This is a genomic window from Pseudomonas sp. JV245A, assembly GCF_032424515.1.
Lineage (GTDB): Bacteria > Pseudomonadota > Gammaproteobacteria > Pseudomonadales > Pseudomonadaceae > Aquipseudomonas > Aquipseudomonas protegens.
Genome location: NZ_VYKE01000043.1, coordinates 22,372 through 44,133 on the forward strand (window position 1 = coordinate 22,372; position 21,762 = coordinate 44,133).

The following is a 21,762-nucleotide window of genomic DNA, read 5'->3' on the forward strand; positions in this document are numbered from 1 at the left end:
CATTCACGGTAGCGGACAGAGCAAACACTCTGCCCTGCTACGATTTATTTAGTCTTGCGACTCTTCTTCGCCTGCGGCGTCTGCCTGTTGGCCTTCGGCTGCCTCATCGGTATCGGCAACCGCATCCAGCACGGCTCCCTCGAATTCAGCACCCTCTTCACCTTCGAACTCTTCGCCCTCGATTTCCGATGGCTCCTGCACCCGCTCCAGGCCCACCAGGGTTTCATCGCTGGCCAGCTTGATCAGGGTCACGCCTTGAGTGTTACGGCCCAGGCTCGACACTTCGTCGACACGAGTACGCACCAGGGTGCCCTGATCGGAAATCAGCATGATCTCCTCACCATCCAGCACCTGCACCGCGCCAACCAGGCGACCGTTACGCTCGTTGCTGACCATGGCGATAACGCCCTGGCCGCCACGCTTGTACTCGGGGAACTCGCCAATGGCGGTACGCTTGCCGAAACCACGCTCGGAGGCGGTGAGGATCTGGCTGCCTTCTTCCGGAATCAGCATGGAAATCAGCTTCTGACCTTCCGCCAGGCGCATGCCGCGCACACCGCGAGCGGTACGGCCCATGGCGCGCACGTCGGACTCCTTGAAGCGAGTGACCTTGCCTCCGTCGGAGAACAGCATGACTTCACGCTCGCCATCGGTGATGGCGGCACTGATCAGCACGTCGCCTTCGTCCAGCTCCAGGGCGATCAGGCCCACGCTGCGCTGGCGGCTGAAGGACTCCAGCGGGGTCTTCTTCACGGTGCCGTTGGCGGTCGCCATGAAGATGTAGTGACCTTCGGTGTACTCCTCTACCGGCAGCATGGTGGTGATGTATTCACCCTCATCCAGCGGTAGCAGGTTGACCAGCGGACGACCGCGTGCGGCACGGGATGCTTCAGGAATTTCATAAGTCTTCAGCCAGTACACCTTGCCCTTGCTGGAGAACAGCAGCAGCGTGGTGTGGCTGTTGGCAACCAGCAGGTGAGCGATGTAGTCCTCATCCTTGACGCCTGTGGCCGACTTGCCTTTACCGCCACGACGCTGGGCCTGGTAGGCTGCCAGCGGCTGGGTCTTGGCGTAGCCGCCGTGGGAAATGGTCACCACACGCTCTTCTTCCGGGATCATGTCACCCAGGGTCAGGTCGAGGCGGGCATCGAGAATCTCGGTGCGGCGCACGTCGCCGTATTCAGCGCGGATCACTTCCAGCTCTTCGCGGATCACTTCCATCAGGCGCGTGGCGCTATTGAGGATGCGGATCAGCTCGCCGATCTGGTTGAGGATCTCCTGGTACTCGGCCAGCAGCTTTTCGTGCTCCAGGCCAGTCAGGCGGTGCAGGCGCAACTCCAGAATGGCTTGTGCCTGTTCCGGGGACAGGAAGTACTTGCCGTCGCGCAGACCGTATTGCGGATCAAGGTTTTCCGGACGGCAGGAATCCGCACCGGCACGCTCGACCATGGTCATGACCGCGCTGGACTCCCAAGGGGTGCTGATCAGCGCTTCCTTGGCTTCCGACGGCGTCGGCGAGGCCTTGATCAGGGCGATCACCGGATCGATGTTGGACAGGGCAACGGCCTGGCCTTCAAGGATGTGGCCACGCTCACGAGCCTTGCGCAGCTCGAACACGGTACGCCGGGTAACGACTTCACGACGGTGACGAACGAAGGCTTCCAGCAGATCCTTGAGATTGAGAATCCGCGGACGGCCGTCGATCAGCGCCACGATGTTGATGCCGAACACTGCTTGCAGCTGGGTCTGGGCGTAGAGGTTATTGAGGATCACCTCAGGCACTTCGCCACGACGCAGCTCGATCACGACGCGCATACCGTCCTTGTCGGACTCATCGCGCAGTTCAGTGATGCCTTCGAGTTTCTTCTCTTTCACCAGCTCGGCGATCTTCTCGATCAACCGCGCCTTGTTCAGTTGGTAAGGCAGCTCGGTGATGACGATCTGTTGGCGGCCGCCAACCTTGTCGATGTCTTCGATGATCGAGCGGGCACGCATATAAATGCGGCCACGGCCGGTGCGATAGGCCTCGATGATGCCTTCGCGACCGTTGATGATCGCCGCGGTCGGGAAATCCGGGCCGGGGATGTACTGCATCAGTTCGTCGACAGTCAGCTCGGGATTGTCGATCAGCGCCAGGCAACCATCGATGACTTCACCGAGGTTGTGCGGCGGAATGTTGGTCGCCATGCCCACGGCGATACCGCTGGAACCGTTGACCAGCAGGTTGGGGATCTTGGTCGGCATGACCGCCGGGATCATCTCGGTGCCGTCGTAGTTCGGCACCCAGTCCACGGTTTCCTTGTGCAGGTCGGCCAGCAGCTCGTGCGCCAGCTTGGTCATGCGAACTTCGGTGTATCGCATGGCCGCCGCGTTGTCGCCGTCGACCGAACCGAAGTTACCCTGGCCGTCTACCAGCAGGTAGCGCAGGGAGAATGGCTGGGCCATACGAACGATGGTGTCGTACACCGCGGTATCACCGTGCGGGTGATACTTACCGATCACGTCACCGACAACACGGGCAGATTTCTTGTACGGCTTGTTCCAGTCGTTACCGAGCTCGCTCATCGCGTACAGCACACGCCGGTGCACGGGCTTCAAGCCATCGCGCGCATCAGGCAGTGCCCGCCCGACGATTACGCTCATCGCGTAGTCGAGGTAGGACTGTTTCAGCTCGTCTTCGATATTGACCGGGAGGATTTCTTTGGCCAGTTCGCCCATGAGAAGCCTGATTCCTTTTTCTGGTGAAACTTCGTCACATCCATATGGGACGAACGAAGCTCGCCGCTGCAGGCCTAGTGCCATGCACCGACTTACGACAAATCAACAAGTTATGCCATGGATTTGCGCAGTGAAGGCAGCCGCGTCGGACCACCTTGGAAACCGCCGGATGTTATCACAATCGCCGCCACGCACCTATCCCCCTGACGCGCATGGAGCATAGTTAGTTGACCGGTGACAGCCTGATAAGAGACGAGAGGGGCTCAGAGGCCAAATTCGCACATAATTAAGCGCTTTTTACTGAGCTGACAGCTTTCCCGGGAAGCTGGCACCAACGACTTGCCCGGACACTCGTCAGTGCAAGCGCTTGCGGCACATCAATTGCGCCATCTTGGCCGTGTCCGGCCGCTCGACAACGCCCTTCTCGGTGACGATGGCATCGATCAGGTCCGCTGGCGTGACATCGAACAACGGATTGAAGCCCTCTACCCCCTCCCCCATGCGCTTGCCCGCGATCTCCAGCAACTCCTCGCCCGCCCGCTCTGCCAAGGGAATGTCATCACCGCTGGCAAGGCTCATGTCGATGCTCGAACTGGGCGCCACCACCATGAAGCGAACACCGTGGTGCATGGCATTGACCGCCAGCTGGTAAGTGCCAACCTGGTTCGCTACATCGCCATTGGCAGTGATACGGTCCGCCCCCACCACGACCCAGGTCACGCCCTTGGTCTTCATGATGTGCGCGGCGGCTGCATCGACATTTACCGTTACCGGAATGCCTTCGCTGGCCAGCTCCCAGGCCGTCAGGCGCGAACCCTGCAGCCAGGGCCGGGTTTCATCGGCGTAGACCCGCTCCACCATACCTTCCAGCCAGGCCGCGCGAATCACCCCCAGGGCCGTGCCGAAGCCACCGGTGGCCAGGGCGCCGGTATTGCTGTGAGTCAACAGGGCCTGGGGGTTGCCCTGATGCCGCCGGATCAGGTCCACACCCAGCTGAGCCATGGTCAGGTTGGCTTCGCGATCGCTCTCATGAATGGCCAGGGCTTCAGCTTCCAGCGCTGCCAACGGATCAGCATGTTCCCTGACCCGCTCCAGGCGCTCGCGCATGCGATTGAGCGCCCAGGACAGATTCACCGCCGCAGGAGCGGCATCCGCCAGCAAGGTGAAATCCTCTTCCAGCGCCGTAAACCAGTCGCCACCTGCGACAGATCGTCCACGTGCTGCCAGAACCAGGCCGTAGGCAGCACTGATGCCAATGGCCGGCGCCCCACAGACCACCATCGAGCGAATCGCCTCGGCCACTCCAGCGGCGCTGTCATAGGCAATCCAGGACTCCTCGAAAGGCAAGGCCCGCTGATCGAGCAGGTACAGAGTGCTATCCCGCCATTCAATGGCCCTGACTTTCTCCGCAGCCAACAGACGATCGCGCATCCCTCACCCCGCACTCATGAACAAAAGCCGCCGATTATAGCGATCCCCCTGCCAGGACGCTCGGGTATACTTCGCCATCCTTTTATATAAAGCCTTGGACCGATACTCGATGCCGAACCGCGACATTGCGCTCGACCTGCTGCTGCTCCCGACCTGGCTGGTGCCGGTGGAGCCGGCCGGCGTCGTCCTCAGGGAACACGGCCTGGGCATCCGCGACGGGCACATCGTGTTCATCGGCCCACGCGCCGAGGCCTTGAAGTATCGCGCCACGGAAATCCGCGAACTGCCCGACACGCTGCTCACCCCGGGCCTGATCAACGCCCACGGGCACGCCGCCATGACCCTGTTTCGCGGCCTGGCCGATGACCTGCCGCTGATGACCTGGCTGGAAAAGCACATCTGGCCCGCCGAAGCCAAGTGGGTGGATGAAGCCTTCGTCCGCGACGGCACCGACCTGGCCATCGCCGAGCAGATCAAGGGTGGGATCACCTGTTTCTCGGACATGTACTTCTTCCCGAAGGTTGCCAGTGAGCGGGTGCACAACAGCGGCATGCGAGCACAGGTCGCCATCCCCATTCTCGACTTCCCGATTCCCGGTGCCCAGAATGCCGACGAAGCCATCCGCCAGGGCGTAGAGCTGTTCGGCGATCTCAAGCATCATCCGCGGATCAACATCACCTTCGGCCCTCATGCACCCTACACCGTTGGCGACGAGAACCTGGAAAAAATCCGGATCATTGCCGAAGAACTCGACGCTGCGATCCACATGCATGTACATGAGACCGCCCATGAGGTGCAGCAATCCGTGGAACAGCACGGTGAGCGACCGCTGGCGCGCCTGGCTCGCCTGGGCCTGCTGGGACCACGCTTCCAGGCCGTTCATATGACCCAAATCAGCGATGACGACCTGGCTTTACTGGTAGAAACCAACACCAGCGTCATTCACTGCCCGGAATCCAACCTGAAACTGGCCAGCGGCTTCTGCCCTGTAGAACGTCTGTGGCAGGCCGGAGTCAACGTGGCGGTAGGCACCGATGGCGCCGCCAGCAACAACGACCTGGACCTGCTGGGGGAAACCCGTACCGCCGCGCTGCTGGCCAAGGCCGTGGCCGGGTCGGCTACCGCCCTGGATGCCCATCGCGCACTGCGCATGGCTACCCTCAACGGCGCCAGGGCCATGGGCCTGGAAAGCCAAGTGGGCTCCCTGGAAATCGGCAAGGCCGCAGACCTGACAGCCTTCGACCTGTCCGGCCTGGCCCAGCAGCCGATCTACGACCCGGTGTCGCAACTGATCTACGCCACCGGCCGAGACTGCGTGAAACATGTATGGGTCGCCGGCAAGCAACTGCTGGATGACCGACGCCTGACCCGCCTGGACGAGCATCAGCTGGGCGCTACCGCCCGCGACTGGGCCCGGCGCATCAGCGGCCACCACCCATAACCCGGGCCTTGAGCACAGGCTCGAGGCCCGACAGAGAATTTTCTAGCTTTGGAGCACTACCCATGAGCAACGTCGACCACGCTGAAATCGCCAAATTCGAAGCCCTGGCCCATCGCTGGTGGGACCGTGAAAGCGAGTTCAAGCCCCTGCACGACATCAACCCCCTGCGGGTAAACTGGATCGACGAACGGGTCGGCCTGGCGGGCAAGAAAGTCCTCGACGTCGGCTGCGGCGGCGGCATCCTCAGCGAAGCCATGGCCCAGCGCGGCGCTACCGTGACCGGCATCGACATGGGCGAGGCCCCGCTGGCCGTGGCGCAATTGCACCAGCTGGAATCCGGCGTCAACGTCGAGTACCGGCAGATCACTGCCGAGGCCCTGGCCGAGGAAATGCCCGAGCAATTCGACGTGGTCACCTGCCTGGAAATGCTCGAGCACGTGCCGGACCCTTCGTCGGTGATTCGCGCCTGCTTCCGCATGGTCAAGCCCGGTGGCCAGGTGTTCTTCTCCACCATCAACCGCAACCCCAAGGCCTACCTGTTCGCCATCATCGGCGCTGAATACATCATGAAGCTGCTGCCGCGCGGCACCCACGACTTCAAGAAGTTCATCCGCCCATCCGAGCTCGGTGCCTGGAGCCGCTCTGCCGGCCTCACCGTCAAGGACATCATCGGCCTGACCTACAACCCGCTGACCAAGCACTACAAGCTGGCCCCGGACGTGGACGTCAACTACATGATCCAGACCCTGCGAGAGGAGTAAGACATGGCTATCAGAGCCGTTCTCTTCGACATGGATGGCACCCTACTCGATACCGCTCCGGACTTCATCGCGGTGTGCCAGGGCATGCGCCGTGATCGCGGCCTGCCGCCCATCGCCGACCAGCACGTTCGCGACGAGATCTCCGGCGGCGCCCGCGCCATGGTGGCGGTGACCTTCTCCATGGACCCCGAATCCCCGGGCTTCGAGGAACTGCGCCTGGAGTTTCTCGAGCGCTACCTCAAGCATTGCGCCGTGCACAGCAAGCTCTTCGACGGCATGGCCGAGCTGCTGGCAGATATCGAAAAGGCCCACTTGGTCTGGGGCGTGGTCACCAACAAGCCGCTGCGCTTCGCCGAGCCGATCATGCAGCAACTGGGGCTGGCCGAGCGCTCGGCACTGCTGATCTGCCCTGACCACGTGAAGAACAGCAAGCCCGACCCCGAACCGCTGATCCTGGCGTGCAAGATGCTCGACCTGGCCCCGTCCAGCGTGCTGTTTGTCGGCGATGACCTGCGCGATATCGAATCCGGCCGCGATGCGGGCACCAGGACCGCTGCGGTGACCTATGGCTATATCCATCCGGACGACAACCCACGGCACTGGGGCGCCGACGTGGTGGTCAGTCACCCGCTGGAACTGCGCCAGGTTCTGGACAACGCGCTGTGCAGCTGCTGAGCAGCGGCATGCCCGGCTAAGCGCCGGGGACGATCCAATTTCTGTTGAGGCCTTTTATGTTTGATTATTCCGCTCGCCCAGAACTGCTCAAGGACCGGGTCATTCTGGTCACCGGCGCCGGTCGTGGCATCGGCGCCGCCGCCGCCAAGACCTTTGCCGCTCATGGCGCCACCGTGCTGCTGCTGGGCAAGACCGAAGCCAACCTGACCGAGGTCTACGACGCCATCGAGGCGGCCGGCCATCCGCAGCCGGCGGTAATCCCGTTCAACCTGGAAACCGCCCTGCCGCACCAGTACGACGAACTGGCGGCCATGATCGAAACCGAGTTCGGCCACCTCGACGGCCTGTTGCACAACGCCTCGATCATCGGCCCGCGCACGCCTCTGGAGCAGCTCTCCGGGGAGAACTTCATGCGTGTGATGCAGGTCAACGTCAACGCCATGTTCATGCTTACCAGCACCCTGCTGCCCCTGCTCAAGCTGTCCCAGGATGCTTCGGTGGTCTTCACCTCCAGCAGCGTTGGCCGCAAGGGCCGGGCTTACTGGGGCGCCTACGGCGTGTCGAAATTCGCCACCGAAGGCTTGATGCAGACCCTGGCCGACGAGCTGGACACCGTGGCTCCGGTGCGTGCCAACAGCATCAACCCAGGCGCCACCCGCACCAGCATGCGGGCCCAGGCCTACCCGGGAGAAAACCCCAGCAACAATCCGACCCCGGAAGAAATCATGCCGGTCTATCTGTACCTGATGGGGCCGGACAGCACCGGGATCAACGGTCAAGCCTTCGACGCGCAGTAATACCCCCTCCCGTTCGTCGCGACGGAATACCGTCGCGACGCCTCGGCAATGCCTACCCCGCGTAGGTTTCAAGCCAAACAAATGTCATTTTTGACGACAGCCTTTTTACGCCGAAACCCAAGCTGCTGAATCCAAACAAGTTTTCCCAATATGAACCGAATGGCACGAGTTTCGCTCTAACGACACTCAATACACAGTGCATTGACGCTGTGGAAAACGGCTTGCGCTGAGGGCTTTATAGCCACAGGCGAGACGGCCTAAAATATGCGCGTTGTCCTACGGGACTGATGGAACAGTATGACGCGCAGCTCTGAGCCGCTCTCACCCAGGCAGTTAGACCGTACACAGTGCTCAGGGGGCTCAAGCTCAGATGAAAACACCGACCCAGACCAACGCAATTGACTTCGATAGCGCCAAATTGCAACGCCTGGGCTTTGGCCAGCAGTCGCCACTGATCAAGCAGCCCATCAGCCTCGCCCAGTTGCGCCAGCAACTGGGCCTGCAGCTGCAGACCAGCCTTGAACCGCAACGCATCCTGGGCCTGTTCTTTCGTGAGGTTCAGCGCCTGGTCCCCCTGGATGCCCTGCAGTACCAGCACACTCCGAGCGACCTGCGCCTGGAGTTCGGCCAGCGCGGCCATCACTCCATCAGCTACAGCCTGAGCCACGAAGGCGAACCGATGGGCGAGCTGATCTTTCGCCGCAACCAGCGCTTCAGCGAATCAGAACAGGGCTCCCTGGAATCGCTGCTCTCGACCCTGCTGTACCCGATGCGCAATGCCCTGCTGTATCGCGCCGCCACTCGCAGTGCCCTGCGGGATCCGCTGACTGATACCGGCAATCGCATCGCCATGGACCAGACCCTGCAACGGGAAATCGAAATGGCCCGTCGTCACCTGCTTCCACTGTCGCTGCTGATGCTGGACATCGATCACTTCAAGCGCATCAACGACAACCACGGCCACAGCGCCGGCGATCAAGTTCTCAAGGCCGTTGCCGCGGCAATCAAGGGGCAATTGCGCAATGTCGACATGGTGTTTCGCTTTGGCGGGGAAGAGTTCTTGATCCTGCTGTCCAACACCGGGCGCGAAGCCGCGGCGATGGTGGGCGAGCGTCTGCGCCATGCCGCCCAGGCCCAGGACTACCGGGCCGATGGTCAGCCGATCGAACTTACCGTAAGCCTGGGGTGTTCGACTCTGCTACCGGGAGAATCCGCAGAAAGCCTGTTGCGACGCGCCGACAGCGCGCTGTACGTGGCCAAGCGCGAAGGGCGCAACCGCCTGGCAATGGCGGGCTGAGCACAAGGTAGCGCCCTGCCCCGTTGATGCACGGGCAACTTCATCACCCCATACGCCCAGCGTGCGCGGCAATCGAAGCGCCCGACATTCCCTGACTCAGCCTTCGGCCAGTGCCAGGCGCTCGCGGGTCACCGCAGTCTTTTCCTGCTGCATGCAGCGTTCCAGGAACAGGTACATATAGTCATAGCTCTTGCAGATGGCCTGACGCAGCTCGGCCTGCAGGGCCTTGCTCGGGTTCAGCCCTGCCAGGGTGACGATGATTTCCAGCGCTTCCCAGGGATGGGCGTCGTCGTACTGGGCATGCATCTTCAGCCACTTCATGGCACGTTTGCGATCCTCTTCCGGGAACGCCGCGGCATAGATGCCGTTGGAACACACCAGCGCCGACCACTCGCCCGTGGCCCCTTCAATGGCGTAGTTAGTGGCGGCAATGGCCACGATCAGGGAATCGGCAGAACTGGTATGCCAGCACCAATGGCTCAAGGCATGCAGCTCTGGCGGTACTTGCTGGGCCTGCAGGTCTTCCAGGGTCACGCCATGGGCCCGGCTCCAGTGCACCCAGTAATCGGCATGATTGAGCTCGACCCGGATATTGCGCATCAGCCAGCGACGCGCCATGTCTTCGCCGGGATGGCGGGCAAAACGGGTCTTGGTCAGGTTTTGCGCCATGTACAGGGCGAACTGTTCAACCACCGGCCAGCCGCCAATCAGATACTGACGCATGACTTTGGCACTGAGTTTGTTATCGCGCATACGCTGGTACAGCTCATGCTCCACGACGCGGCGCTTGCTCTCGCTGCAGTCCTGGATCAATTGCTGGGTCCAGGCGGGGTAACTGGCAGCTTCCATGAGCGGGCCGGTTCGGCTGAATGTGTCGATCACTGTCGGGCTCCTTTTGATTGTGATGTACGGATCCAAAAGAGGTTTCAACGGAACGTACCGGGCGCCTTGAACAACAGTGGCTGTGGTCTCACGGGTCGACACTGCAGGCTGTCACAGGTGAACAATTGCGGGCGTTCAATAATGTAGCCTTGAGCATAATCCACGCCGATCTCAAGCAATGCCTGCTCGATCTGCGGCGTTTCAACAAACTCGGCAATCGTGCGCTTACCCATGACATGCCCGATGTGGTTGATCACTTCGACCATGGCGCGGTTAATCGGGTCGTCCAGCATATCCTTTACGAAACTTCCATCGATCTTGAGGAAGTCTACAGGCAAATGTTTGAGATAAGCGAACGACGACATTCCCGCACAAAAATCATCCAGGGAAAAATGGCAGCCTAAGCCCTTGAGTTCATTTATGAAACGAATGGCACTGCCCAAATTGGCAATCGCACTGGTTTCAGTAATTTCAAAACAGATCAACTTTGGCGGTACGCCATAGACGACAAACTGCTCGCGCAAGAAGTCGAGAAACGCATCATCACCGATGGTGATACCCGACAGGTTGATGGCGCACATTGCCATTGGCCCTTCCCGGCCTTCGGCAATGCATTGGGCAATGATCTTGAATACGTTCTGTACCACCCAACGGTCCAGAGAGGTCATCAGGCCGTAGCGCTCCGCCGCCGGAATGAAGCTGTCCGGCAGAATCATCCGACCCGCCTCGTCATGCAGGCGCAACAGAATCTCCACATGCCCGCCGCCACGCTCGACATGCCCCAGGGCGGTGATCTCCTGCGAATAGAGGCAGAAGCGGTTTTCCTCCAGCGCCATGTGCAGACGCTGGACCCAGGCCATCTCGCCAAAGCGCAGCGACAGCTCGGAATCGTCGGCATGGTAGACCTGCACACGGTTACGCCCCTTTTCCTTGGCCATGTAGCAGGCCATGTCCGCCGCTCTCAGCGAGGCTTCGAGGGTGGTCGGGGTCTGGGCGATGTGCACCAGGCCGATACTCACGGTGGTCACGAAGGGCCGGCCTTTCCAGACGAAATGCAGATTCTGCACGGTCTGGCGCAGCCCCTCGGCAATCTTCTCCGCGGCCTCTGGCGAGCAATTCTCCAGGAGGATGCCGAACTCGTCCCCACCCAGCCGTGCCAGGGTGTCGCCTTCGCGCAGGCCCGACTGCAGCAGCGCGCAGATATGCCGCAGCAACTCGTCCCCGGCAGCATGGCCACAGGTGTCATTGACCAGCTTGAACTGATCCAGATCGAGGAACATCAGCGCATGCCGTGCCGGCTGGCGAATCAGGCTGTGCAGGGCCTGCTCCAGGCGGAACTCGAACTCCCGGCGATTAGCCAGGCCGGTCAGGGCGTCATGGGTCGCCTGCCAGGAGAGGTTGGCTATGTATTGCCGCTCCTGGGTCATGTCGTGCAGCACCAGCACCGTGCCGCTGACCTTGCCGGCATTGCGGATCGGCGCCCCCACCAGGGTCACCGAGACCGTGCTGCCATCCAGACGCTGGATCAGTTTGGAATGCTCGCTGCCGCCGCTGAGCTGACCGCTGAGGATGTGTTCGATGAGGGTGAAACCGTCAGCCTGGGCATTTTCATCCAGCAGGTTGAACAAGGCTGCCAGGGGCAACCCCACTGCCTGCTCGGCCTTCCAGCGAGTCAGGTCCTCTGCCGCAGGGTTCATGTAGGCGATGGCACCTTCGACGTCGGTGGTGATCACCCCGTCGCCGATGGACTGCAGGGTGATCTGCGCCCGCTCCTTTTCCAGTTGCAGGGCGTCGGCAAAGGCATGGCGCTGGGCCAGCAGCTTGTGCGTGCGCAGCAGGGCCAGGGCAATCAGCACCAGCGCGGTTGCCAGGTTGGTCACCAGCAACAGCCGCAAGATCACCCGCGAACCCTCGCCCAAGGCATCGCTGAAGGCCTTGGCAGCGGGAGTGACGCCGTCATTGATGGCGAAAATCTGACTCTTCCAGCGCTGCACGTCGCCTTCGCTGGCGCTATTGCTGCCGATCCTCTGGTGCATCTCCCGGGCCACGGTGTCCAGTTGCAACAGGTATCCGTCCCCCACGGTCCACAGATCGATGGCCTTTTCCAGGTAGCTGAAATGACGGAAGTTGAGGTACAGCCAGATCAGGCTGGAGACATCGTCCGGGTGATTGCCGCCCTTGAGGATGCCCAGGCGTGCGGCCTCCAGATCCGGTGGCTGGTGATCCAGGGCAACCCGCAACTCATGCCCGCCCTGGGGCACGGCAATTGCGTTCTGGTACTTGAGGAAAGTGCCTTCGTCGCGGCTGTCGGCATACAGATTGAGGTAGTAGATGGCGTCTTTCTGGCCCTTGGACCACAGGCTTTCACCAGCCACATAACCCCGTACCGCCGACAGTACGTACAGGCTGAGGCCGCCCAACAGCGCTTGAAATAACACCACGGCGATGAAGGGCCAGACGATGCCCAACAAGCGCGGCGTTGCGAAAGTCCGCTTTTGCTTCATGAGGGTCCTTGCTTGCGCACAGCCAAATGAACACCCAGTAGTTGCGCCTCAGACAGCACAGGTTAGGCCAATTTCCACAGAACCGGCGCAGGGCAGGCTGCCGCTGACGCAGACTGGCTGGGGAAACGGGCCGCCGCGCTAAAGCTGAAACGGTTGTTCCACCAGGAAATTCAAGCACTAAGCACAGAAAGACGGATAAAACTCAAGGCTATCGAACCTGCTGCAAATGCCCGTACAGCTTGGCGTAAAGGCCGCCATCGGCAATCAGCTGCTGATGGTCGCCATCTTCGGCAATCTGCCCGCCATCGAACACCAAAACCCGGTCCGCCTGTTTTACCGCTGACAAGCGATGGGCAATGATCAGCGTAGTCCGCCCACGCAGAAAACGCGTCAAGGCCTGGTGCAGGTTGTACTCGGTGGCAGCATCCAGGGCGGAAGTGGCCTCATCGAGGATCACCACCTTGGGCTCGGCCAGAACCATCCGCGCAATCGCCAGGCGCTGGCGCTGGCCCCCGGACAAACGCACGCCGGAACGCCCCACCACGCTGTCCAGCCCCTGCGGCAAGGCCCTGACGGTAGCGTCCAACTGGGCAATTTCCAGGGCCTGCCAGCAGGCTTCGTCACTGCGCTCGCGCCCCATGGCCAGGTTGGCGCGGATGGTGTCGTTGAACAGCGCGGGATGCTGCAACACCACCGCCACGTTCTCCCGAACCGTCTCCAGGCCGATTTCCTGCTGGGTCGAACCACCAAAGCGGATCACCCCGGTCTGCGGTGTGTACAGCCCCAGCAGCAACTGCACCAGGGTGCTCTTGCCGCCACCGCTGGCACCGACAATGGCTACCTTTTCACCGGGAGCGATGGACAGGTCCATATTGTCCAGCACCCGCTCGTCACCGTAGCCGAAGCTCAAGCCGCGGACCTCGATGCCGACGGTCTCGCGCCCCACGAACGGGTCCGCACCCGGGCCGTACTGCGGTTCGTCGGCCCGCGCCAGCAGCTCGTTGATCCGGGTCAGTGCGCCGCCCGCGGCGTAGTAGGCGTATTGCAGGTTCAGCAACTGTTCCACCGGCCCGATCATGAACCACAGGTAACTGAATACCGCCAGCATCTGGCCGATGGACAGGTCGGAGAACAACACGGTCAGCATCGCCGCCGCGCGGAAGATATCGATGCCGAACTGGAACAGCAGCCCGCTGGCGCGGCCCGAGGCATCGCTTTTCCATTGCGAGGCCACAGCGTAGTCCCGCACCTCCTCGGCACGCCGCCCCAGGCGCCCGAGAAAGTAGCCCTGGCGATTGCTCGCGCGAATTTCCTGGATAGCCTCCAGGGTCTCGGTCAGGGCCTGGGTAAAGCGCGAGGTGCTGTCGTTTTCCAGCTTCTTCAGGTGCTTGACCCGCTTGCCCAACTGCACCGTGGCGAAGATCACCAGCGGGTTGAACAGCAGGATCAGCAAGGCCAGTTTCCAGTGCATCCACATCAGGATGCCCGCCGTGCCCACCAGGGTCAGCATGGCCACCAGGAAGCGGCTGAGGGTCTCGCCGACGAACTTGTCCACAGTGTCCAGGTCGGTGACCAGGTGAGTGGTGACCGTACCGCCCCCCAGGCTTTCGTATTCCCCCAGGGAAATGCGCTTGAGCCGCTCGATCAGCCGCACGCGGATGCGGTAGACGATGTCCTTGGCCAGCCCGGCAAACAGCCGCGCCTGAATCACGTTGAACACCAGCGCCGAGCAGCGCAGGATCAGCGTCACCATGAGCATCAGGCCGATATAGCCAGCGGCACTCTGCCATCCCTGGGGCAGGAAGCGGTTCATCACCTGCAGAGCGGCATCGCCGTGCCCCAACAGCACCTCATCCACCAGCAAGGGCAGCAGCAGCGGGATCGGCACACTGCACAGGGTCGCCAGCACGGCGACGCCGTTGGCGATCCACAGAGATTTCTTGTGCTCAAGAGCCAGGCGACGGATATGCGCCCAGCTCAGGCGATCGATCGGCTTGCCGCTGACGCTTGAATCCACCGGCTCAGGCACAGGCGGCACGCTCCAGCCAGCGCCCCAACAGAGGAGACAGCTCGCTCAGCGGCTGATAGCCGTTGGTCAGCAATGCCAACTGGCCATTACGCTCGGCCAGCAAGGTAGGAAAGCCGGCGATTCCCAGGTCCTGGACCCAGGTGAAGTCCGCCGCGGTAGCCACATGCTGCTCGGCCCGGTCGAAGGCCTCGGCGAATTCGATGCGCGGCACCCCTGCCCGCTCCGCCAGCTCCACCAGCACACTGGCCAGGGTGACATCCCGGCCTTCGACATAGAACGCCTGCTGGATCAGCCCCAGCAGGGTCCAGGCGCAGTCCGCCGCCAGGCCACGTGCGGTGACGATGGCGCGACAGGCCGGTTCGGTGTCATAGACAAAGCCATCGGGCAAGGCGCCCTCGAAGCCGAACGGTTGGCCGGTGGCCTGGTGCACCGCCTGCCAGTGCTCGAGGATGTAGCGCCGGGTATTGGGTTCCAGGGCCGCACCGCTACCGGTACGCAAGCCCCCCACCACCAGGTGCACCTCGACCCCGGCGGCCCGGGCCTGCTCCGCCAGGGCCTGGGCCACGGGCGCAAAGCCCCAGCACCATGAACACATCGGGTCCATCACATAGAGCAGGCGGGCAGACATGGCTCAAGCCTCGGAAGAAGATTGCTTGTAGTTGTAACCAATCGGGTGCGGCATGTTGCGAGCCTTGGCCAATTCGATCTGCTTCTGCCGGTCGATGGCACTGCGGCGGGTCTTCTCGCTCAGCTTGTCCCAGCAGTGCGGGCAGCTGATACCAGGCACATAGTGCTCGGATGCACGATCCTCGACGCTCACTGGAGTACGGCAGGCATGACATTGATCGTAGTCGCCTTCGCTCAGGTCGTGGCGCACGGTGACCCGGTTATCGAACACGAAGCAGTCGCCCTGCCATTTGCTCTCTTGCTGCGGCACCTCTTCGAGGTACTTGAGGATCCCGCCCTTGAGGTGGAACACCTCGTCGAAGCCTTCACTGAGCATGTAGCTCGAGGCCTTCTCGCAACGGATGCCGCCGGTGCAGAACATCGCCACCTTCTTGTGCTTGCTCGGGTCGAAGTGGGCTTTGATGTAGTCCGGGAATTCGCGGAAGCTGGTGGTCTTGGGGTCGATGGCGCCTTCGAAGGTGCCAATGGACACTTCATAGTCGTTGCGGGTATCGATCAGCAGCACTTCCGGATCGCTGATCAGGGCGTTCCAGTCCTGTGGCTCGACGTAGGTCCCGACCTTCTTGTTGGGATCGACGCCGGGCACGCCCAGGGTAACGATCTCTTTCTTGAGCTTGACCTTGGTGCGGTAGAACGGCTGCTCGTCGCAGTAGGATTCCTTGTGATCGATATCCACCATGCGCGGGTCGTTCTTCAGCCAGGCCAACAGCCCGTCGATGCCTTCGCGGCTGCCGGAAACCGTGCCGTTGATGCCTTCTTCGGCAATCAGCAAGGTGCCCTTGATGCCGTTGTCGAGCATTGCCTGCAACAGGGGCTCACGCAGGTTGACGTAATCTTCGAGGGTGACGAACTTGTACAGTGCCGCCACGACAATAGGTTGTGCCATGGGTAATCTCCAGGTGGCTACCCTCGTAAAGGGTGAACCGGATGCAAAAAAAACGCGCCGGCATAAGCGGCGCGTTGCGGATTCTAACAAAAAAACCGCGGTTAATGCTGACTGCCACCGGCACAGGTCGGCGAAGCCGGAGCCACACCGATCTTCGACCATTCCTCAGGCGTATAAGTGTGCAGCGCCAACGCATGGAACTGGCCCATCAGCTCACCCAGGGTGGCGTAGACCTTCTGATGGCGCTTGACGCTGTTGAGGCCGGCGAACTGCTCGCTGACCAGTACCGCCTTGAAGTGGGTTTCCAGGCCACGGCTGTGCATGTGGCTTTCATCCAGCACTTGCAGGTGCTCGGGCTGCAATGCCCCGAGCGCCGCTTCGATACGTTGTTGCATGGTCATTGCGGGCTCCGCTTACTTCTTCTTCGCCGGGGCAGCCTTGGGCTCGAGCTCGGCGGTCATGTCAGCCAGCAGCTTGTTCACTACCGGTACCGCGCTTTCCAGCTTGGCCTGGGTCATCTGCGCCGATTGCTGGGTCAGCTGGGGCATTTTTTCCAGGACTTTCTTGCCCAGTGGCGACTGATAGAAAGCCACCAGTTCCTTGAGCTCCGATTCGCTGAAATTGCTGGTGTAGAGCTTGACCATGTCCGGCTTCAGCTTGTTCCAGCCAATGGCCTGGTCCAGGGCGGCATTGGCCTTGGCCTGGTAGGTTTCCAGCAGGGCACGCTTGGATTCCGGGGCTTTGGTCTGCTCGAAGCGCTGGGCGAACATTTGCTGAACTTGCATGTACACCGGGGTACCGAGCTTGTCCGCATGGGCCAGGGTCAGGAAGGCCTCGGCACTGGCGTTGTGGCTGGCGGTATCGGCAAGAACCTGGCCGCTGGCACACACCAGAACAACCGCGGTACAGATGGCACGAAAACGGGTCATCGAGTTTCCTTTATCTAGCAGGCGAGGTAGAACCCCAAGGGCGCCCATTCTGCGCCTATTAATCCGCGTCCCTCAACCCCACGCCGACCGGCCCCCGGTTTTGCTCGGCCATGGCGGGGAAAAACCCCCGGCATGGAACCCGAGCCGCGGATCACGGCCTAAACTGGCCTGTCAGACTAGGAGGATTGCCACGATGAACCGAATCGAAACCGACAGCCTGGGCCAGGTTGAAGTCCCGCAAGAAGCCTACTGGGGCGCGCAGACCCAACGTTCGCTGGTCAACTTCGCCATCGGCAACGAACGCATGCCCTTGGCGGTGCTGCATGCCCTGGCCCTGATCAAGAAAGCCGCGGCGCGGGTCAACGACCGCAACGGCGACATCCCTGCCGATATCGCCCGCCTGATCGAACAGGCCGCCGACGAAGTGCTCGCGGGCGAGCATGACGACCAGTTCCCTCTGGTGGTGTGGCAGACCGGCAGCGGTACCCAAAGCAACATGAACGTCAACGAAGTGCTGGCTGGACGGGCCAACGAGCTGGCGGGCAACCCTCGGGGCGGCAAGACGCCGGTGCACCCCAATGACCACGTCAATCGCTCGCAGAGCTCCAACGACTGCTTCCCCACTGCCATGCACATTGCGGCGGCCCAGGCGGTGCAGTTCCAGTTGCTGCCAGCGATCACCGAGCTCTCCGGCGGCCTGGCCGAGCTGTCGGCGCGGCACATGAAGCTGGTGAAGACCGGTCGCACCCACATGATGGACGCCACCCCCATTACCTTCGGCCAGGAAATCTCGGCCTTCATCGCCCAACTGGGGTACGCCGAGCGCGCCATCCGCAGCGCTTTGCCGGCCGTCTGCGAACTGGCCCAGGGCGGCACCGCGGTAGGCACCGGGCTCAACTCACCCCACGGTTTCGGCGAGGCCATCGCCGCCGAGTTGGCGGCGCTCTCGGGCCTGCCCTTCGTCACGGCATCGAACAAGTTCGCCGCCCTGGCCGGCCATGAACCGCTGACCAGCCTTTCCGGCGCCCTGAAGACCCTCGCCGTGTGCCTGATGAAAATCGCCAACGACCTGCGCCTGCTGGGCTCGGGGCCACGGGCAGGCCTGGCCGAGGTCAAGCTCCCCGCCAACGAGCCCGGCAGCTCGATCATGCCCGGCAAGGTCAACCCGACCCAGTGCGAAGCCCTGTCGATGCTGGCCTGCCAGGTCATGGGCAACGATGTGACCATCGGCTTTGCCGCCAGCCAGGGCCACCTGCAACTGAACGTGTTCAAGCCGGTGATCATCCACAACCTGCTGCAATCGATCCGCCTGCTGGCCGATGGCTGCAGCAACTTCCAGCACCATTGCATCGCCGGGCTGGAGCCTGACCCGCAACAGATGGCCGCGCACCTGGAGCGCGGGCTGATGCTGGTGACCGCGCTCAATACCCATATCGGCTACGACAAGGCCGCCGAGATCGCCAAGAAGGCCTATGCCGAGAACCTGACCCTGCGCGAGGCGGCGCTGGAACTCGGGTACCTGACCGATGAACAGTTCGATGCCTGGGTCCGCCCGGAAAACATGCTGGAGGCCGGGAAGCAGGGGTAAGACCGCAGTCGCCTTCGCTGGCAAGCCAGCTCCTGCCACAACCCGACTGCAGGAGCTGGCTCGCCAGCGAAGCTCAGCCCGCCGCGATCCGCTGCCGCCGCGCTCGCAACCCCGCCATCAACGACGGACCCAGTGCCGTCAGCGCCGACCCCAGCACCACCAGCAGCGCCCCGCCATAGCCCAGGCCATTGATCTGCTCGGCCTGCACATACTCGGGCCAGAGCCAGGCTGCCCAAGCCACCGCGACAAAGGTCACCAGCGGCGTAATGGCCAGGGTCGCGCTGACCCGCGACGCTTCCCAATGGGCCAGAGCCTCGGCAAAGGCGCCATAGGCAATCAGGGTATTGAGGCAGCACGCCAGCAACAGCCAACCCTGCAACGGGTTCAATTCCAGCGCCTCCAGCGGGTGAGCCCAAGGGGTGAGCAACAAGGCGCAGAACAGGTAGATCACCATCATTACCTGCAGGGAATTCCACACGCTCAGCAGTTGCTTCTGGCCCAGGGCGTAGAAGGTCCAGACTGCGGAAGCGGCAAGAATGGTCAGGACCCCCGCGGTGTAGTCGCTCAGGGAAGTCAGCAGTTCGCTCAGGCGCTGATTGAAGAACAGCCCAAAGCCGATCAGCAGCACCAGAAGCCCCAGGCCCTGGCCGAGACTGAACCGCTCCTTGAATACGAACAGGCTGGCGATCAATAGCAGGATAGGCCCCATCTGCACCACCAGTTGCGCGGTGCCCGGGCTCAACAGATTGAGGCCCATGAGGTACAGCACGTAATTGCCTACCAGGCCACAGACCGAGATCGGCACCAGCCAGATACCCTTGGGCCCCAGCACTCGCCAGCGCGGCAGGCGCCCCACCGCCGCCAGGTAGGCCAGCAGGCAGCCACCGGACACCGTCAGGCGAAACCAGGTCACGGTGACCGGGTCCATCACTTGCAGTACCTGCTTGAGCTTGATGGGCAGGATGCCCCACAACAGCGCGGTCAATAAGGCCAGGAACAGACCATAGACCCAGCGACCGGACGAGACGTGCATGCGAACCCCACAAGGCCTTACGAGCAAGGCTCACATACTAGGCCCGCGCCGGCAGCCGACACAGAGACAGTTGGCGACAAAGCGCAAACGGGATTGTGCAGGTCGCAAACCGGCCCCACGGGAGCCGGCTTGCCGACGAAGCGAAACCTAGCGTACCGCCTCGAACAACCCCGTGGCCCCCATGCCGCCACCCACGCACATGGTGACGATGCCATAGCGCAGGTTGCGCCGCTGCAGCTCGCGCACCAGATGCCCGACCTGACGCGAGCCGGTCATGCCGAACGGGTGGCCGATGGAGATCGAGCCGCCATTGACGTTGTAACGGGCATTGTCGATCTCCAGGCGGTCGCGGGCATACAGGCACTGGGAAGCGAACGCTTCATTGAGCTCCCAAAGATCGATATCAGCCACGCTCAGGCCCTTGGCCTTGAGCAGCTTGGGCACCGAGAACACCGGGCCGATACCCATCTCGTCCGGCTCGCAGCCGGCCACGGTAAAGCCGCGGAAGAATGCCTTGGGCTTGAGCCCCAGGGCCAGGGCCCGCTCCAGGCTCATCACCAGGGTCATCGAAGCACCGTCGGACAGCTGCGAGGAATTGCCCGCCGTCACCGAACCGTCGTCGGCAAACACCGGCTTCAACGCCGCTAGGTTTTCCAGGGTGGTGTCGGGGCGGTTGCAATCGTCGCGGTCCACCACGCCATCAAGGATCTGCACCTCACCGGTGTTCTTGTCCTCGACCTTGTACTTGACCGTCATCGGCACGATCTCGTCGCTGAAAAGGCCGGCGGCCTGGGCCTGGGCGGTACGCTGCTGGCTTTGCAGGGAGTAGCGGTCCTGGGCTTCGCGGCTGACACCGTAGCGCCGGGCCACCACTTCGGCGGTCTGGCCCATGGGGAAGTAGATGCCCGGTACCTGCTCCTTGAGCAGCGGGTTGACCAGGTTTTCGGTGTTGACGCTCTTCATGGTCAGGCTGATGGATTCGACGCCACCGGCCACGATGATGTCGCTGCAGCCGGAGGCGATCTGGTTGGCGGCGATGGCGATCGCCTGCAGGCCCGAGGAACAGAAGCGGTTGAGGGTCATCCCCGCGGTGCCGGTGCCCAGGGCCGAGAGCACCGCGACGTTGCGCCCTATGTTGAAACCCTGGGCCCCTTCATTGGAGCCGGCGCCGACGATGCAGTCCTCGACACTGGCCGGGTCGATGCCGTTGCGGGCGAGCAGCGCATTGACGCAGTGGGCGGCCATGTCATCCGGACGGGTCTGGTTGAACTTGCCCCTAAAGGACTTGGCCAGGCCAGTCCGTACGCTGTCGACGATCACCACTTCACGCATGACGCACCTCATTGTTGTTGGCGGCAGGAAGAGCATCGAGCATAGATCCCCCTCCTGTCCCGCCGCGACAATCATTCACTGGGCGTATGCGCGACCATCGACCTACTTCTTGTCTTTCTTGTCGTGCTTGTCCGAGCGCTCGAACGCGGCTTCCAGGGCGCGGTTGATGGTGCGCAGAACCTTGACCCGGGCCCAGCGCTTGTCGTTGGCCTCCACCAGAGTCCAGGGCGACACCTCGGTGCTGGTGCGGTCGACCATGTCGCCGACGGCTGCGCGGTAATCGTCCCACTTGTCGCGGTTGCGCCAGTCGTCCTCGGTGATCTTGAAACGCTTGAAGGGAATCTCCTCCCGGGCCTGGAAGCGCTCCAGCTGGGTGTCCTTGTCGATGGCCAGCCAGAACTTGACGACGATCACCCGGGCATCGGCCAACTGCTCCTCGAAGTCGTTGATCTCGCTGTAGGCCCGCAACCAGTCGGCGGGGCTGCAGAAGCCCTCGATGCGCTCCACCAGCACCCGGCCGTACCAGGAACGATCGAAGATGGTGAACTTGCCCCGGGCCGGGATATGCCGCCAGAAACGCCAGAGATAGGGCTGGGCGCGCTCCTCTTCCGTGGGCGCGGCAATCGGCACGATGCTGTACTGGCGCGGGTCCAGGGCCGCCGCGACCCGGCGGATGGCCCCGCCCTTGCCCGCCGCGTCGTTGCCTTCAAACACTGCCACCAGGGCGTGCTTACGCATGCGCTTGTCCCGCAGCAGGCCGGCCAGGCGCGCC

Annotated in this window: 17 protein-coding genes and 1 pseudogene; 6 read left to right on the plus strand and 12 right to left on the minus strand. The window is 62.4% G+C overall.

Translation table 11 applies throughout. The annotated features are described in order from the left end of the window. Positions 1-48: 48 nt before the first annotated feature. Both gyrA and mtnA read right to left on the minus strand, forming a co-directional pair. Complete coding sequence (gene gyrA, locus F6S12_RS14475) at positions 49-2,718, minus strand: DNA gyrase subunit A (RefSeq protein WP_011062585.1); 2,670 nt, start codon at positions 2,716-2,718, stop codon at positions 49-51. 354 nt (positions 2,719-3,072) lie between these two features. Beyond that, positions 3,073-4,149, minus strand: coding sequence for an S-methyl-5-thioribose-1-phosphate isomerase (gene mtnA, locus F6S12_RS14480; protein WP_123431300.1), 1,077 nt, complete (start codon positions 4,147-4,149; stop codon positions 3,073-3,075). Positions 4,150-4,258: 109 nt separating this feature from the next. Here mtnA and F6S12_RS14485 point away from each other — a divergent pair, with 109 nt between their 5' ends. The 5 genes from F6S12_RS14485 (at position 4,259) to F6S12_RS14505 (ending at position 9,120) form a co-directional block, all read left to right on the plus strand. Further along, a complete protein-coding gene (locus F6S12_RS14485) occupies positions 4,259-5,590 on the plus strand; it encodes a TRZ/ATZ family hydrolase (protein ID WP_065365452.1) in 1,332 nt (443 codons plus the stop codon). Positions 5,591-5,652: 62 nt separating this feature from the next. Next, a complete protein-coding gene (ubiG, locus tag F6S12_RS14490; protein ID WP_011062588.1) occupies positions 5,653-6,351 on the plus strand; it encodes a bifunctional 2-polyprenyl-6-hydroxyphenol methylase/3-demethylubiquinol 3-O-methyltransferase UbiG in 699 nt (232 codons plus the stop codon). 3 nt (positions 6,352-6,354) lie between these two features. Then, positions 6,355-7,026 carry an N-acetylmuramic acid 6-phosphate phosphatase MupP gene (gene mupP / locus F6S12_RS14495; protein WP_072442814.1) on the plus strand — a complete coding sequence of 224 codons (672 nt, stop codon included), beginning with the start codon at positions 6,355-6,357 and terminating at the stop codon, positions 7,024-7,026. 56 nt (positions 7,027-7,082) lie between these two features. Then, positions 7,083-7,823: a YciK family oxidoreductase gene (locus F6S12_RS14500; RefSeq protein ID WP_015636577.1), complete on the plus strand. Its 741-nt coding sequence runs from the start codon at positions 7,083-7,085 to the stop codon at positions 7,821-7,823. A 370-nt stretch (positions 7,824-8,193) separates the two neighbouring features. After that, a complete protein-coding gene (locus F6S12_RS14505; protein ID WP_152686355.1) occupies positions 8,194-9,120 on the plus strand; it encodes a GGDEF domain-containing protein in 927 nt (308 codons plus the stop codon). 96 nt (positions 9,121-9,216) lie between these two features. Here F6S12_RS14505 and F6S12_RS14510 read toward each other — a convergent pair whose 3' ends face one another. From F6S12_RS14510 to F6S12_RS14540, 7 genes are all read right to left on the minus strand, one after another. Beyond that, on the minus strand, positions 9,217-9,969 hold the full coding sequence (locus F6S12_RS14510; protein ID WP_409999841.1) for a TenA family transcriptional regulator: 753 nt from the start codon (positions 9,967-9,969) through the stop codon (positions 9,217-9,219). Between the two features lie 77 nt (positions 9,970-10,046). Then, positions 10,047-12,506, minus strand: coding sequence for an EAL domain-containing protein (locus tag F6S12_RS14515; protein WP_011062592.1), 2,460 nt, complete (start codon positions 12,504-12,506; stop codon positions 10,047-10,049). A gap of 208 nt (positions 12,507-12,714) precedes the next feature. Continuing rightward, positions 12,715-14,496, minus strand: coding sequence for an ABC transporter ATP-binding protein (locus tag F6S12_RS14520; protein WP_169892275.1), 1,782 nt, complete (start codon positions 14,494-14,496; stop codon positions 12,715-12,717). A gap of 31 nt (positions 14,497-14,527) precedes the next feature. Beyond that, positions 14,528-15,130, minus strand: coding sequence for a DsbA family protein (locus F6S12_RS14525; RefSeq protein WP_169892285.1), 603 nt, complete (start codon positions 15,128-15,130; stop codon positions 14,528-14,530). A gap of 36 nt (positions 15,131-15,166) precedes the next feature. Further along, positions 15,167-16,108 (minus strand): rhodanese-related sulfurtransferase, encoded by a 942-nt coding sequence (locus tag F6S12_RS14530; RefSeq protein WP_011062595.1) that lies wholly within the window; start codon positions 16,106-16,108, stop codon positions 15,167-15,169. Positions 16,109-16,209: 101 nt separating this feature from the next. Next, entirely contained in the window at positions 16,210-16,509 is a 300-nt protein-coding gene (locus F6S12_RS14535; protein ID WP_011062596.1) for a BolA family protein, read from the minus strand. Positions 16,510-16,521: 12 nt separating this feature from the next. Next, positions 16,522-17,037 (minus strand): DUF2059 domain-containing protein, encoded by a 516-nt coding sequence (locus F6S12_RS14540; protein WP_015636579.1) that lies wholly within the window; start codon positions 17,035-17,037, stop codon positions 16,522-16,524. Positions 17,038-17,230: 193 nt separating this feature from the next. Between F6S12_RS14540 and F6S12_RS14545 the strand changes: the two genes are divergently transcribed. After that, positions 17,231-18,625 carry a class II fumarate hydratase gene (locus tag F6S12_RS14545; RefSeq protein ID WP_011062598.1) on the plus strand — a complete coding sequence of 465 codons (1,395 nt, stop codon included), beginning with the start codon at positions 17,231-17,233 and terminating at the stop codon, positions 18,623-18,625. 73 nt (positions 18,626-18,698) lie between these two features. Here the strand turns inward: F6S12_RS14545 and F6S12_RS14550 are convergent, their stop codons facing one another. The 3 genes and pseudogenes from F6S12_RS14550 to F6S12_RS14560 form a co-directional block, all read right to left on the minus strand. Then, a complete protein-coding gene (locus F6S12_RS14550; protein WP_019093385.1) occupies positions 18,699-19,658 on the minus strand; it encodes a DMT family transporter in 960 nt (319 codons plus the stop codon). Positions 19,659-19,805: 147 nt separating this feature from the next. Further along, the gene (locus tag F6S12_RS14555; protein WP_011062600.1) at positions 19,806-20,990 is read right to left on the minus strand and encodes a thiolase family protein; all 1,185 of its coding nucleotides are present in this window, start codon (positions 20,988-20,990) and stop codon (positions 19,806-19,808) included. Between the two features lie 102 nt (positions 20,991-21,092). After that, positions 21,093-21,762: pseudogene (locus F6S12_RS14560) on the minus strand (polyphosphate kinase); the annotation flags it as partial.

Excerpts from the sequence above, each read along its gene's own strand:
- F6S12_RS14535 (WP_011062596.1), bottom strand. The coding sequence starts at position 16,509 with ATGACCATGCAACAACGTATCGAAGCGGCGCTCGGGGCATTGCAGCCC.
- mtnA (WP_123431300.1), bottom strand. The coding sequence starts at position 4,149 with ATGCGCGATCGTCTGTTGGCTGCGGAGAAAGTCAGGGCCATTGAATGG.
- F6S12_RS14510 (WP_409999841.1), bottom strand. The coding sequence starts at position 9,969 with ATGGAAGCTGCCAGTTACCCCGCCTGGACCCAGCAATTGATCCAGGAC.
- mupP (WP_072442814.1), top strand. The coding sequence starts at position 6,355 with ATGGCTATCAGAGCCGTTCTCTTCGACATGGATGGCACCCTACTCGAT.
- F6S12_RS14545 (WP_011062598.1), top strand. The coding sequence starts at position 17,231 with ATGAACCGAATCGAAACCGACAGCCTGGGCCAGGTTGAAGTCCCGCAA.
- F6S12_RS14540 (WP_015636579.1), bottom strand. The coding sequence starts at position 17,037 with ATGACCCGTTTTCGTGCCATCTGTACCGCGGTTGTTCTGGTGTGTGCC.
- F6S12_RS14515 (WP_011062592.1), bottom strand. The coding sequence starts at position 12,506 with ATGAAGCAAAAGCGGACTTTCGCAACGCCGCGCTTGTTGGGCATCGTC.
- F6S12_RS14505 (WP_152686355.1), top strand. The coding sequence starts at position 8,194 with ATGAAAACACCGACCCAGACCAACGCAATTGACTTCGATAGCGCCAAA.
- ubiG (WP_011062588.1), top strand. The coding sequence starts at position 5,653 with ATGAGCAACGTCGACCACGCTGAAATCGCCAAATTCGAAGCCCTGGCC.
- F6S12_RS14485 (WP_065365452.1), top strand. The coding sequence starts at position 4,259 with ATGCCGAACCGCGACATTGCGCTCGACCTGCTGCTGCTCCCGACCTGG.
- F6S12_RS14550 (WP_019093385.1), bottom strand. The coding sequence starts at position 19,658 with ATGCACGTCTCGTCCGGTCGCTGGGTCTATGGTCTGTTCCTGGCCTTA.
- F6S12_RS14500 (WP_015636577.1), top strand. The coding sequence starts at position 7,083 with ATGTTTGATTATTCCGCTCGCCCAGAACTGCTCAAGGACCGGGTCATT.
- F6S12_RS14555 (WP_011062600.1), bottom strand. The coding sequence starts at position 20,990 with ATGCGTGAAGTGGTGATCGTCGACAGCGTACGGACTGGCCTGGCCAAG.
- F6S12_RS14525 (WP_169892285.1), bottom strand. The coding sequence starts at position 15,130 with ATGTGTTCATGGTGCTGGGGCTTTGCGCCCGTGGCCCAGGCCCTGGCG.
- gyrA (WP_011062585.1), bottom strand. The coding sequence starts at position 2,718 with ATGGGCGAACTGGCCAAAGAAATCCTCCCGGTCAATATCGAAGACGAG.
- F6S12_RS14530 (WP_011062595.1), bottom strand. The coding sequence starts at position 16,108 with ATGGCACAACCTATTGTCGTGGCGGCACTGTACAAGTTCGTCACCCTC.